We start from the raw sequence: 13,576 nt of genomic DNA, 5'->3' as shown, positions 1-13,576 counted from the left end.
TCCTATGCCAGCCAACCCTCACAGCGAAAAAAGATACCGCACGTTTTCCGCCTACCTCCACGACATATTCGGCTGCCGGGTGCATAAAATCGGCCTGGATGCCGGGTTCACCTGCCCTAACCGTGACGGGACCTGCGGCACCGGCGGATGCTCGTATTGCGAGAACGAAAGTTTCAGCCACTACACCAGCCGGAAAGATGCTCCTCCTCCGCTGGAAACGCAGCTGCGCGACGGAATCGCGCACATGGGACGCAGATTCGAAGCGGAAAAATTTATCGCCTACTTTCAGGCCTACAGTAATACTCACGCCCCGCTCGAGAGCTTAAAATCGACATACGATGTCATCCTGGAGTTCCCGGAAATCGTCGGGCTGTTTATCTCCACCCGCCCGGACTGCACCGGTGAGGATGTACTCGATCTGGTGGCTTCCTACCGCGACCGCCACCTGACCTGGCTCGAACTAGGTCTCCAGTCAGCCAGCGACCGGACCCTGCGCAAAATCAACCGGGGCCATACCGTGGCGGATTTCGCCTCAGCCGTGGAGCGCGCCCGGTCGCGCGGTCTGCCGGTCTGCGCCCACGTCATCCTGGGCCTGCCGGGAGAGGGCCGGGAACAGATGATGGCCACGGCGAAGCTGCTGGCGAGTTCCGGTGTGGAGTCCGTGAAACTGCATTGCCTGCACGTGATGGAAGCTACGGCGCTGGCTGAAAGCTGGCGCACTGGTGAGGTTAAACTGCTCGAGCAGGAGGAGTATGTCGGTCTGGTCTGCGATTTCCTGGAACGGCTGCCGCCGGAGGTGGTGGTTCAGCGGCTGGCGGTCGACATCCAGGGAAACCGTCTGCTGGGGCCACGCTGGTGCGGAGGCGGCAAGCGGGAAACCGTGCGGATGATAGACCAGGAACTGGAGCGACGTGACACCAGGCAGGGTGCGCTACTTGGATGACACCCGTCGCAGGCTCATGCAGTTGAACACCGGGCACGAGGCCACGCACAGGCCGTCGCCCATGCAATTCTTCTTGTCGATCGACGGTTTGCGCTGGTTGTTGAGACTGATCGCGTGGTAGCCCAGGTTCTCGCAGGCCTGATAGCAGATGCCGCAGCGGATACAGACCTTGTCATCGATAGCCGCAACCACGCGCCCGCTCCTGGGGAGCTTGTCGGGAGTGGTGAAAAACGGCAGGCTTTTACCCACCAGCTTGTCGAGCGAGGAGACCATTTTCTCGTTCAGGTAGTCGCCCACACCGCTGTGGAGGTCGTCAACCAGGCGCACGCCGCGCTGCAGCACGGCCCCGTGGAACTGGATCAGCCGCGCGCCCATCAGGATATACTCCACGCAGTCGCGCCAGTCATAGGCCCCGCCCAGCGCTGAAACGTCCAGTCCCTTGTTGATCTTGCCCCATTCGGCCAGCACTCCGAGCGTATATGGCTTGGTCCCGGAACCGCCCATCACGCTGAGCGTGCTCTTGGCCCCCACGTTGGGGAAGGGGACGAAGTTGGTCAGGTTGATCCCCGGCACACCTTTCGGCTCGTAGAACAGGTTAATTCCCTCGGCGTCGGCCGCCTTTAGCACATCCACCACCTGTTCCTTCTCATCGAGCATGCCGGGAATTTTAAACATGATCGGCGTATTGCGCGCTCCCCCGCGCACATAACGGGCCGCTTTTTCCATCAGCCTGATATCGTCGGCAATCCGGGGACCAACCGGGTTTTCTTCCTCGGCTGGAATCGAAAAGTCGCACTCGATAATATCGGCTCCGGCCTGGCTCAGGCGGCGGCTGACTTTCAACCACTCATCGCGGCTGCGGCCCACCATCGAGCCGATCACGGTCCGGTCCGGGTACTCCTCTTTCAGGATGCCGATCACCGACTCGGCCTCCTCGACCGTCATCGGCACCTCGGGTTCGATCCATCCCAGGTCGATAGCCCTCTTTTCCTCGTAGTCAACCCCCCGGTAGAGCGGGGCGTTCTGGCGCATCTTGGCGGCTGTCTGCTTTTTGGGATCGACATTCAGGCTCGCGCTGCGCAGCAGGACACCTCCCCAACCGGCAGCGAGTTGGGATTTAATCGTTTCCAACTCACCGTTTGGCGGCACCTGTGAAACGATAAACGGGTTGACAAGATTTACACCGCAGAACTTGACCTTGAGATTGACGTCCATGACTGTTTCCTGGTGAGAGAACACTCCGGCGCGGCGCGACGGTGTGCGGGATGGTTACTTTCGGTTATCTTCTTCCAGCATGTTGCGCACCAATTTGCGCGCAACCTGTTGTCCCTTGGCAATTGCGGTGGTGATCGTGTTTATCCGTTCGACACAGCTTCCGGCCGCATAAATAAACGGGTCGCTCGTCTGGTTTGTTTCCGGCTTTACCTTGATCCTGCCGTCCCCGCCGGTTTCGAGACTGAACTGGTCCACCAGGTCCCGGTCGAGCTGCTGGCCGATAGCGTAGATCACCGTGTCGGCTTCCATTTCGAACTCGCTGCCAGAAATCACTTCCGCCACCACCTTGCCCTCGTCCTTTTCCTTCAGTTCGGTCTTCTTCAGCACGACGCTCTCGATTATTCCCAGATCATTGCATTTGATCTTTTCCAGGACCGTGCGGTACATGATTTTCATCCCGTTGTGCCGGGCCATGTTGAACCTGGACTCGAACACCGGCATCTGCTCCCGGTCGCGGCGGTAGATCACGGTCACTCCCTCGATCTCGAGCTTGAGCAGAGCGGCCGCCGCATCCATACTGACATTGCCGCCGCCGACGATCAAAATCTTCTCGCCCAGCCGCAGTCTTTTTTCCTTGAGTTTCATCGACTCCAGAATTTCCACGCCGGTGAAAATACCCGCTTTCTTGCAGCTTTCGAGATCCAGGCGTTTGGCCCGGCCCATCCCGATTGTCAGCAGCAGGGCGTCGAAACTCTGCTTTATGCTGGTGAGGTTGATACTCTCCCCGGCATTGATCCCGGTGACCAGGTCGACCCCCAGCGACAGCACGCTGCCGACTTCGTGGTCGATCACCTCATCACTGATCAGGTAACTGGGCACACCTTTGGTAAATACGCCGCCGGCTACCCTGGCCGCCTCGTAGATAATCACCTTGCAGCCGTTGAGCACCAGCTCCGCCGCCGCGCTCAGTCCCGTGGGGCCGCTGCCGACAATGGCCACGTTCTTGCCGATACTTTCGGGCACCTCGGGAAGGTAGGGCCGTTTGGATTTGCGGTCGTAGTCGGCCAGCACCCGCTCCAGCTCGGCGATCCTGACCGGTCCGCCATATTTTCTATGCAGGCAGGCCGCCTCGCCCTGCTCATCGTACGGGCTGACCCTGCAGGTGATTCCGGGGAATAAATTGGTTTCCTTGATCAGCCGCAAGGCGCCGCGGAAATTTCGCGAACGCATCCGGGAGATAAACCCGGCCACATCGGTCAGCACGGGCGAGGCTTCGCGGCAGGGGGCGTCGTGGCATAAATAGCAGCGTCCCGCCTCATCGATTGCCTCGGGATAGCTGATTGTGCTGGTTTCTTCTTTGAAGCCCTTGACTACTTTCGGCATGATGCCCAAGTGCGGTCCCTCGGGATGATGGAGTCTGGACAGAATTGACAATAATAAATCAAAATCGCAAAAGACGCAATATGTTTGTTATAACATACTGAAATTTAAAAGGTTACATTTTGGATTCGGGAAAGACAACTGCATATACCGGCTTACAAATTGTCAAACCGGATTTCGGGGAAAAAGTTTCAGCGGATTTTACTGAGTGGCCGTCAGCCCACGGGTTGATGTTCGGGCTGCTCGATCCGTCCGCCCTCGCCCACCTGCGACAGGCTCACGGAAACTACTTTGGAAACACCCGCATCCTGCATTGTCACACCATAAAGGCAGTCGGCGAACTCCATGGTCCGCTTGTTGTGGGTAACGATGATGAACTGGGTGTTGCGCGCGTAGCGGCGGATGATGGTCAGAAAGCGGTCGATATTGGCGTCATCCAACGGGGCGTCAGCCTCGTCGAGAATACAGAACGGCGATGGCTTGACCGTATAGATCGCGAACAGCAGAGCCAGGGCAGTCAGCGCTTTTTCACCGCCGGAGAGCAAGTTCAGGCCCAGCATCTTCTTGCCGCGCGGACGGGCGATCACCTCGATCGGGCTTTCCAGCGGATCGTCCTCGTCGGCCAGACTGATATGCGCCTGTCCGCCCTCGAAGAGCGACGTGAAGATATCCTGGAAATTGTTCTGCACCTTGGCGAACGTATCGAGAAAACGCTCGCGGGCGGTCCTGTTGATTTCCTCGATCAGCTTGAGCAGGCTGGAGCGTGCACTCACCAGGTCGTCGCGCTGCCTGGTCAGGAAATCGAGACGCTCTTTTTCCTGGTCGTATTCCTCGATTGCCAGCACATTGACCGGTCCCAGTTTGCGGACCTTTTCCTGCAGTTCTTCCACCAGTCCGGCGTCGGCTGTCTCCTGCCCGGCGGCCTCCTCCTCGTTGGGGAAATATTCGAAATCGACGGGCAGGTTGTCCATGGCGAGGCCGAAATTGTCGTGCACGCGCTCGGTAATCGATGAGCGACGCGAGTTGATCCGCTCCAGCTCCAGCTCCCGTTGGTGACGGTCCTCGTTGGCCTGCTCGCGTTCGCGGCGGATGGAGTTCAGGGTCCCGTCGATCTCGCCAATCTCGGCCTGGAGTCCGCTGAGTCCCTGCTCGTGGGCGTCCCTCTCCTTGAGCAGCCCCTGCCGTCTGCCGAAAGATTCGTCAAGTTGCGCCTTTAGTTCTTCCTCGCGCGCGTCCAGTTGAGCCAGCAATTCATGCCGGCCCGCTAGTTCCTGCTCCAGGCGTTCCGACTCACCGGACGCCGTGCGGTGTTCCCGTTCCAGCAGGCTGTAACTGTTCTCCAGTTCCCCCAGCCTGGTGCGCCGCTCGGTAAGGCGCATACCCACTTCCTGAAGGTTCTCGCCGTCCTCCTGACGGACCTGCTCCGCACTCTCCACGCTACTGCGGGAATCCTCTATTTTTTGCTCGTAACTGGCCAGCTCGGTTTGCGCCGCCTTACCTTTCTCCAACAGGTCACTGCGCTCTGCGGCCAGCTGTGACGATTTTTCCAGCGCCTGGGTCGCCTGGCCGGCCGCGGAATCCCCTTCAGTGCGCACTGCGCCGGCATCCAGCTCCAGACGGGTGCTTTCCGAACGCAGGCGGCCAAGCTCCTCCTCCAGCTCGGCCCGCTGTTGCCCGAGGCGGTCGCGCTCCTCCACGGCCTGACGGCAGGTATCCTGTCCGGCGTCGAGATCACTCTGCAACTGCTCAACCTCGGCCAACGCTGTCGCCAGCTCCGCCTCGATCTCCTCGATCCGCCGCTTACGCGTCAACAGCGCGGTCCCGGCTTGCTTACCCGACACGTCTCCGCCCGAGACAGCGTAGTCCTGTATGGTTTCGCCGTTCAGGGTCACCAGGTGAAGAGGCTTGTCGTTTTGCTTCTGCAGGGCGATTGCCGCTTCCAGGTTCTCGACTATCGCCACGCCGCCGAACAGCAGCTTGCGGAGGAATTCGTAGGCGGGATCGCAACTGACAACTTCCTCGCAGAATGCCACCACTTCTCCAGCCGGACGCAGGCCGTTGCCCCGGTAACCGTTGACCAGGTCGCGGCTGATAAACGTGGCCACGCCGCCGCCCGAGTCGCGGAGCTTACCGATAGCCTGCAGCATGGCATCGGTGTCACGGGTGATAATACTCTGCAGGCGCATTCCCAGCGCCGCCTCGACGGCGCACTCGTAGCGGGAATCGGTGGTGAACACCTCGGCGGCGACCGTTTCCAGACCCTCGGGACTGCTGTTGCCGGACAGCAGTTCCCGCACACCCTCGCCGAACCCCTCCATCTCCCGCTGCAGACGCTCGAGCAGTTCACTCTCGGCGCTCAGGCGGTCGCGACGGACCCCGGCCGCGGACAGCTTCTCTTTGAGGGAATCGATTTCCCCGCGCAGCCGGTCCAGTTCCCCGGCCTTCTCATCGATTGCGGCCCTGCCGGCTTTCAGGTTTTCGACGGTCCCCTGCTCCAACTTGCGCGCGTCTTCGAGTTTTTTTACCGCCTCGGCCAACTGCGTTTCAAGTTCCGCCGCACGCTCTTTCGCGCTCGCAGCGCGGTTCTGCTCGTAGGCGGCGGCATCGGCCAGGGCCTCTGCCTTGCTGCCGGAGGCCGCCACGCGCTGCATCAGACTCTCACGTTCGGCCTGGATCGCGGCCAGCCGGCTGCGGGCCGCCTCGGTCTGCTCGCGTTTTTCCACGGCCCGGCGACGGGCCACGGCGTGCTCTTCCTCACAGACTGCCACCTCGCGGCGGAGTGCCTCCAGACGGGCGGAGTGCTCCTCGAGTTCTTGAGTGCGCTTGTCGATATTTTCCCGCAAGCTTTCGAGCCTGCCGCCGCTCTCCTCGATCCACTGACGTCCGGCGATTTTCTTCTCGCCGATCACGGTCTGCTCGTCCTCGGCCTCCCGGATTTTCCGGTTCAACTCGCCGAGGGCTGAGAACACCTGTTCCGCCTCGTTGCGGCGGTGGTTGATATTGGCGTGGAGTTCCTCGCTGCGCGCTGCCAGGGTAGCCTCGCGGGCGCTGAGGCCGGCAATCCGGTCGCGGAGTTCTTCCAGGCGGGCGGACAGCGGTTCCTCTTCCTTGCCGAGACGCGCCAGCTCATCGCAGGCCAGGGTCACCGCCACCCGGCGCAGTTTCCCGCTCAGTTTCTTATACCGGCGGGCCTTGCTGACCTGGCGTCCCAGGCTGTTGACCGAGCGCTGGACCTCGCCGACAATGTCCTCGATCCGCTGCAGGTCGCCCTCGGTGGCCTCGAGCTTGCGCATCGCGAACCGGCGGCGCTGCTTGTATTTCTGGATCCCGGCGGCCTCCTCGAACAGGAAGCGGCGTTCCTCGGCGCGTTCCGAGAGGATCGCCTCGACCATCTTCTGCTCGATCATCGAGTAGGCGTTGCTGCCCATGCCGGTGTCCATGAACAGGTCCTGGACGTCCTTGAGAAGGCAGGGATTCCTGTTGATCATATAGTTGCTCTCGCCGGAGCGGAAAATCTGGCGGCCGATCGTGAATTCCTCGCCCTCCAGGCCCATCGTCCGCTCGGGGTCGTCGAAATTAAGTCGCACCTCGGCCATCCCCAGCGGTTTTTTCTGGGCGGTTCCGTTGAAGATCACCTCTTCCATCCGCTCGCCGCGCAGGGCCCTGGCGTTCTGCTCACCCAGCACCCAGCGGATCGATTCGATCACGTTGGTCTTGCCGCAGCCGTTGGGCCCGACAATAGCGGTAATCCCGGTCGGGAACTGGAGAGTGACCTTGCTAGAGAACGATTTGAAGCCGTTAATTTCGACAGAGCGGAGTCTCATGGCCTGCGCTTTCCTGTGGGTTATCGGGAACCGCTGGTGCATTTGCCATACATATCATGCATGACTTACATGCACCAATGATATTCTAAGCCGAAGCAAGCGATCAGTCAAGGAAATAACCCTCTTTCCTCAACTTTACATGCCCTGTTTGATAGATAATCCCCTAAGGCGGGCAATGTCAATCGATTACATCTTGTTGCGGACTTTTATTTTTCGCTTAAACCGAACGTATACACCTTGCTGATCTTCTCCCGCACCTCCCAGGTGCAGCTCAGGCCCGCCGGGAACGTGACCAGCATTCCGCCGGTGATATGAGTCTCCCCATCCGGCGTGGTGACAATCACGTCGCCCTCGAACACGTAGGCGGTTTCCGTGTCGGGGTAGCACCAGTCGAAAGTCGACGGCCCGCATTCCCAGCGGCTCCAGGAGTCGATCCCCAGCTTGCGGGCCTCTTCGGGCGTCATTTTTTTCGTTTCGATTTTACTCATTGGCCGCCTCCTGTTTCACCGCGGCCGCGGCCGGCTTGTCGATAAAGCCCTCCAGCACGGCCACGGCCAGCTCCCACTTGTCGAACGGGGGCATGATATAAGCGCCCTGCACCCGGGTGTGAATCGACTCCAGGGCCTCGCGGGCGATCTCCACCCCGGTCCGCCGGGCCGCTTCCTTGGACTTTGCCGCTTTCATCCGGGCGCGGACATGGTCCGGGATCGTCATCCCCGGCACCTCGTTGTGCAGGAACTCGGCGTTGTTGAAGCTGTAGAGCGGGTAGTAGCCGGCCAGCACGGGCACGGGCAGCTTGCCGGCTTTGTGCAGGAAACTGTCCAGCAGCTCCTGCTCGAACACCGGCTGGGTGAACACGTACTCCGCCCCGGCTTCGATTTTGGCCCACAGCCGCTCGACCTCCCTGCCCGGATCAATTGCGGCCGGGTTGCAGCCCGCACCGATCAGGAAACAGGTCGGCTCACCGAGGGGACGGCCGGCCAGGTCCTCGCCGTGGTTAAGCCGGTTGAGGATGCCGATCAGCCCGATAGAATCCACATCGAACACGGCGGTGGCGTCCGGGTAATCGCCCAGCTTGGGCGGATCGCCGGTGACCGCCAGGATATTGCGCTGACCGAGTTTCCAGGCGCCCAGCAGGTCGGCCTGCATGCCCAGCAGGTTGCGGTCGCGGCAAGTGTAGTGGACTATCACCTCGATCCTGTCCGGCTCGGTGTTGAGCCGGCTGGCGATATGCACCGGGTGCATGCGTGCGGTAGCGCGGGGACCGTCGGGGATATTCATCGCATCCACTCCCGCCGCGGCCAGGCCCGCGAGCGCCCCGGTGATCCCGCTGTCGTCAAGCCCCCTGGGCGGCCTGATCTCCACGCTGCTGACAAATTTCCCTGCGGCCAGCTTGGCCGCAAACGGGGTTTTCTCCTGCCAGGGAGTAAGTTCTACTTTCGGGCCGCCGTCACCTCCGACGGCGCGTTCGGTGACCACGATCTTGCCCGCGCCCGGCTGGAGCATCCGCACCGTGGCTGCGATCGCCCGGATATGGGCGGGATTGGTGCCGCAGCAACCGCCGATCATTTTCACGCCCGCGCCCTGGATCGCGCGGCGGGCATGCTCGGCCACGAACTCCGGGGTGCTGATATAGATATCCCGGTCCTCGACCACCCTGCTCTGGCCGGCGTCGGCCATGGCGATCAGCGGGATCCCGGCCGCCCGGTGCATCCGCTCCAGGACCGGCAGCATCCTGTCGATACTGAGGCGGCAGTTGAGCCCCGCCGCGTCGGGTTTGTGGGGCAGCAGCATCTTTAGCAACTCTTCCGGGGTGCGGCCCTGCACCAGCACTTTTTCGTCGAACACCGCGCTGACGACCACCGGTAAATCACTGCTCGCTTTTCGCGCCGAAGCCAGGGCCAACTCAAGTTCTGCCGGGTCACCAAATGTTTCGAGTATCAGCAGATCGACCCCGTTCTCAAGCAGCAGGCCCGCCTGCTCTTCGAAAGCCTCGCCGGCCTCGGCCGCGGAGATACCCTCCTTGTGGTCCAGGCGCAAGCCGAGGGGACCTATCGAGCCGGCCACGTAGACCCAGACCCCGGTGTCCCTGGCGGCGTCGAGCGCCAGCTTGCAGCCGGCGGCGATCACCTCGCCGATCCTGTCGCCCAGGGTGTAACGGTCGAGCTTGACCCGGCTGGCACCGAACGTATTGGTCTCGATCACCCGCGCCCCGGCATCGATATAATCGTGGTGGATCTTGCTGATCAGGTAGGGGTTCGACAGGTTTATCTCGTCGAAACAGCGGCTGAGATGCACCCCGTGGGCGTAAATCTGCGTCCCCATCGCCCCGTCAACAACCAGAACCTGGTCTTTCAACGCCTGCCTGAACGGTATCCTGCTCGCCATCGATGCCCCGCGTAAGTCACTAAATGTCGAAAATCAGTTGTCGCGGCTAAATATATTGCAAGCGCCGTGCCGTGTCCAGCCGGCCTCGGATTGACAAAAGCGGCCGGGTGCGCTTAGATTAGTGCTTTCCAGACGAGGCGGTAAGTTTTTGTACGACTTAAAGTTGGAAAGGGAAAAGTGAGATGAGCCGGTTTTTCAGCAGTAAGGATATCAAGGAAGAGCGCCGTAAGAAATCCCTGTGGACCAGGATCAAGGACGTGGCGTTGATTGACGTGGAGGTGATGGTCCGGGGGCTGGATACCACCAGTATCGAACAACTGGAGCAACTTCTGCTGGAAAGCGATTTCGGCGTGGGACCTTCCTTGCGGATTGTGGATACCCTGACCGCCGAGGGCAGGAAGGGCAAGCTCAAGACCGAGGACGACCTTCGCGAGCTGTTCCGCCGCGAGATAACAGCCGTGTTCGGCCAGGCCGAGGGCAGCCGGGAGATTAACCTGGCTCCCTCAGGTCCCACCGTGGTGATTGCTGTCGGGGTCAACGGCGTGGGCAAGACCACCACCATTGCAAAACTTGCTCACTACTTCCAGGCCCAAGGTAAAAAAATCCTGCTGGGCGCGGGCGACACGTTCCGGGCCGGGGCGATCGAGCAGCTCGAGCAGTGGGCCGGACGCGTAGGCTGCGAGGTAATCAAGCAGCAGGCGGGGTCCGATCCGGCGGCGGTGGCGTTCGACGCGGTCAGCGCGGCCCAGAGCCGGGGCGTGGATGTGCTGATCCTGGATACCGCCGGGCGGCTGCACACCCAGGGCGGGCTGATGGACGAGCTGGCCAAAATGCACAAGGTAGTGGGCAAGCGCCTGGAGGGAGCGCCCCACGAGGTGCTGCTGGTGCTGGACGCCACCCTGGGTCAGAACAGCATGAATCAGGCACGCACGTTCCACAAGATGCTGGGCGTGACCGGACTGGTGCTGGCCAAGTTCGACGGGACCAGCAAGGCCGGCTGCGCGGTGGCGATAGTCGAGGAGCTGAAACTGCCGATCAAGCTGGTGGGCACGGGCGAGAAGCTGGAGGACCTGGAGCCGTTTGACGTGGATGCTTACGTGGATAAAATTTTTTCTTAACAAAACATTTGGGTGTTATTACCCAATGTGCATAAAAACAAGGACAACAAAAAGGGCGACGCATGCGTCGCCCCTACATAAATATATAGCTTTTTCAACTATTGACTTGTCTTAATTCGTGCAGTCCTCAATTCCGCATAAAACTCCCAACTATTTTTCTATCCTGCCGTCTGATAAAATAATAATCCCGCTAAGCGCCACCACATAGTAAAGCCCTCATTGCCGCATGGAGTCCATAAAAAAGATCCGCACTCTTCTCTAAAGCTACTGAAAATTCGCTTAAGGGTTCACCAGGGAAGTAACAAGCTTTTGAGACTTCACCATGCTCATTGTCCTCAATAAGTACAAAGCTCTTTTTTTGATCTTTTGGGGTTAATTGCATGCTAAAATTTCCATTCTCATCCGGTTGTACTGCGGACATTGCAGATTTCAGAGAATCAGATTTTTGATTTTTTGGATTTGGATAACGGAAATAAGTACTAATTGGATCGTATTTCTCAATAATCGAAATCCACCTATCAACCTCCGGCTCGAAGTCAAAGGCACCATTACCAATAGAATGGAAGTACTCCCTGTGTTCTTTGCACAATAAACAAAAATACAACCAGAGCCTTTTTACACTGTGAATACTTTTAAACGACTTCCACTCCCCTTCGCACTGAGCAAATGGTTCGCTCGATGATGGTTTTTCACCATAAGGCAAATCCAATTTTCGATGAATAATTACGATTGCAGACTTTAGAAATAGTTCTACAGCATGCCTTCTCAAATAGTGTATCGGCAGGTGTTCCCCCAAGATAGCACCTCGCTCACTCCTATCTGCATCCAACTTGTCAGCAGCATTTTTAAAGGCATTTCCTGTCATTCCAAAACCAAAGTCTATATGCTCGTGCATAGGAGTAAACATGTACTGCATTCCTCTTCCCCTTTGCATAGCTAAATGGCGTGGCCGCAGGAGCCGGCCGGCCCGGGCGGATTACTCTTCGTCTTCCAGATGGTGCGGCTCGGAATGATACTCGCGGGTCAGCCCGGCTGAAGCCGCACGGTCCATGATCACTGTCACGTCCGGATGCAACTGGATTGCGCTGGCGGGCACGCTGGCGGTGATCGGTCCCTCCACGGCCCGGGCGATCGCTTCGGCCTTGTTTTCACCGTTGGCCAGCAGCAGGAGCTTGCCGGCTTCCATGATCGTCCCGATTCCCATCGTCATGCAGTATTTAGGCACCTCGTCGATACTGTCGAAAAAGCGGCTGTTGTCCTGACGGGTCCGTTCGGTCAGCGTCTTGATCCGAGTCCTGCTGCCCAGGCTGCTGCCCGGCTCGTTGAACGCAATATGGCCGTTGGTGCCGATCCCGAGCAGTTGGAGATCCATGCCGCCGTGTTCGTCAATTTCCATCTCGTATTCATCGCAGGCCTTGTGGAGATCATCCGCGTTGCCATCGGGGATATGCACGTTGGCTGAAACGACATTGATCCGGCTGAACAGGTTATCCCACATGAACCGGTGGTAGCTTTGCCCGTGGTCCTCGGGCAGAGCTACGTATTCGTCAAGGTTGAACGTGACGATCTGGGAGAAATCGAGTCCCTCTTCGGTGTGCATCCTCATCAGTTCCCGGTAGCAGCCCACCGGGGTTCCCCCGGTGGCCAGGCCCAGCACGGCGCACGGGTTGTTGCGCACGATCCTGGCGATAACCCGGGCGGCCAATTTGCTCAGTTCCTCGTAATTATCCTTGATGATGACTTCCATACTGTTCCTCCAGTAACTTCACGGATTTCTGCGGGAAATTTTGAGTTTCGTGCAATATAACAGACGCTGACGGGCCGGAAAAGAAAAACCTGGCAAACAGCGGGTTCTAATGGTTCAGCGGGTGAGTTTGCGGTATAATGTAGAGGGGTCGATACCGAGAATCCGGGCCGCCTCTTTCTTGCTGCCGCCCACCTGGTCCATCACCCAGTTGATATAGGCCAGCTCGACAGTATCCAGGGTGGGTGTGGCCTTGGGCTGGTCATCGACGAAATTCTGCGGCACCGGGTTGCGGATTTTATCCGGCAGATATTCGTCACCGATTTTTTTCGACGGGGCGAGGACGGAGACCTGCTCGATCACGTTTTCCAGTTCACGCACGTTACCCGGCCAGTGATAGCTTTCCAGTTTTTCGAGAGCCGCGGGCGTAAAACGCTCGCCGTGATCCGCCTCCTCGCCGTTGCGCTCCAGGAAGTAGTCGATCAGCAGCGGGATATCCTCGCGCCGCCTGCGCAGGGGCGGCATGAAGATCGGGATGACGTTGAGGCGGTAGTAGAGGTCGCGGCGGAAACGGCCGGCTTCGACATCGTTTTCCAACTCGCGGTTGGTGGCGGCGATAATCCGTATGTCCACGCTCAACGGCTCGGTACTGCCGACTGGTGTGATTTCCCGCTCCTGGAGCACGCGCAGCAGCCGGACCTGGAACGAGGGCGAGGTGTCGCCGATCTCGTCAAGGAAGATTGTTCCCCCGCTGGCCACCTTGAACAGGCCGTCCTTGCTCGACAGCGCGCCGGTAAACGAACCCTTGAGGTGGCCGAACAGCTCGCTTTCGAGCAGGGTCTCGGTCAGCGCCCCGCAGTTAACAGGTACGAACGGGCGCTGGCCGCGGTTGGAGGCGTTGAAAATATAGCGGGCGACCAGTTCCTTGCCCGTGCCGCTCTCACCCTGGATCAGGACCGTGCTG

The 13,576-nt window shown here is 59.5% G+C and carries 10 protein-coding genes; 2 read left to right on the top strand and 8 right to left on the bottom strand.

All coding sequences use genetic code 11. The annotated features are described in order from the left end of the window. The first annotated feature begins 4 nt into the window (after positions 1-4). Positions 5-943, top strand: a complete 939-nt coding sequence (locus FVQ81_11065) for a TIGR01212 family radical SAM protein (protein MBW7997086.1) — start codon at positions 5-7, stop codon at positions 941-943. Here the strand turns inward: FVQ81_11065 and FVQ81_11060 are convergent. The 5 genes from FVQ81_11060 to FVQ81_11040 form a co-directional block, all read right to left on the bottom strand. Then, the gene (locus FVQ81_11060) at positions 932-2,158 is read right to left on the bottom strand and encodes a 4Fe-4S dicluster domain-containing protein (GenBank protein MBW7997085.1); all 1,227 of its coding nucleotides are present in this window, start codon (positions 2,156-2,158) and stop codon (positions 932-934) included. The genes FVQ81_11065 and FVQ81_11060 overlap by 12 nt on opposite strands. Positions 2,159-2,212: 54 nt before the next feature. Continuing rightward, the gene (locus FVQ81_11055) at positions 2,213-3,541 is read right to left on the bottom strand and encodes an NAD(P)-binding protein (protein ID MBW7997084.1); all 1,329 of its coding nucleotides are present in this window, start codon (positions 3,539-3,541) and stop codon (positions 2,213-2,215) included. A gap of 212 nt (positions 3,542-3,753) precedes the next feature. Next, on the bottom strand, positions 3,754-7,404 hold the full coding sequence (gene smc / locus FVQ81_11050; GenBank protein ID MBW7997083.1) for a chromosome segregation protein SMC: 3,651 nt from the start codon (positions 7,402-7,404) through the stop codon (positions 3,754-3,756). Between the two features lie 164 nt (positions 7,405-7,568). After that, positions 7,569-7,850: a cupin domain-containing protein gene (locus tag FVQ81_11045; protein MBW7997082.1), complete on the bottom strand. Its 282-nt coding sequence runs from the start codon at positions 7,848-7,850 to the stop codon at positions 7,569-7,571. Further along, positions 7,843-9,750 (bottom strand): bifunctional homocysteine S-methyltransferase/methylenetetrahydrofolate reductase, encoded by a 1,908-nt coding sequence (locus FVQ81_11040; GenBank protein MBW7997081.1) that lies wholly within the window; start codon positions 9,748-9,750, stop codon positions 7,843-7,845. The genes FVQ81_11045 and FVQ81_11040 overlap by 8 nt, the downstream gene beginning before the upstream one ends. Before the next feature lie 182 nt (positions 9,751-9,932). Here FVQ81_11040 and ftsY point away from each other — a divergent pair, with 182 nt between their 5' ends. Next, positions 9,933-10,868, top strand: coding sequence for a signal recognition particle-docking protein FtsY (ftsY, locus tag FVQ81_11035; GenBank protein ID MBW7997080.1), 936 nt, complete (start codon positions 9,933-9,935; stop codon positions 10,866-10,868). Positions 10,869-11,058: 190 nt separating this feature from the next. Here the strand turns inward: ftsY and FVQ81_11030 are convergent, their stop codons facing one another. The 3 genes from FVQ81_11030 to FVQ81_11020 all read right to left on the bottom strand — a co-directional run. After that, positions 11,059-11,784: a hypothetical protein gene (locus tag FVQ81_11030; GenBank protein MBW7997079.1), complete on the bottom strand. Its 726-nt coding sequence runs from the start codon at positions 11,782-11,784 to the stop codon at positions 11,059-11,061. Between the two features lie 60 nt (positions 11,785-11,844). Continuing rightward, on the bottom strand, positions 11,845-12,615 hold the full coding sequence (gene nagB / locus FVQ81_11025) for a glucosamine-6-phosphate deaminase (GenBank protein ID MBW7997078.1): 771 nt from the start codon (positions 12,613-12,615) through the stop codon (positions 11,845-11,847). Between the two features lie 114 nt (positions 12,616-12,729). Further along, positions 12,730-13,576, bottom strand: an 847-nt coding sequence (locus tag FVQ81_11020; protein MBW7997077.1) for a sigma-54-dependent Fis family transcriptional regulator, incomplete at its 5' end; no start/stop codon positions are given.

This window comes from Candidatus Glassbacteria bacterium (assembly GCA_019456185.1).
In the GTDB taxonomy this organism is placed as follows: domain Bacteria; phylum Gemmatimonadota; class Glassbacteria; order GWA2-58-10; family GWA2-58-10; genus JAJRTS01.
The sequence above is the reverse complement of the archived record's forward strand: the minus strand, read 5'-3'. Positions and strand labels throughout refer to the sequence as shown.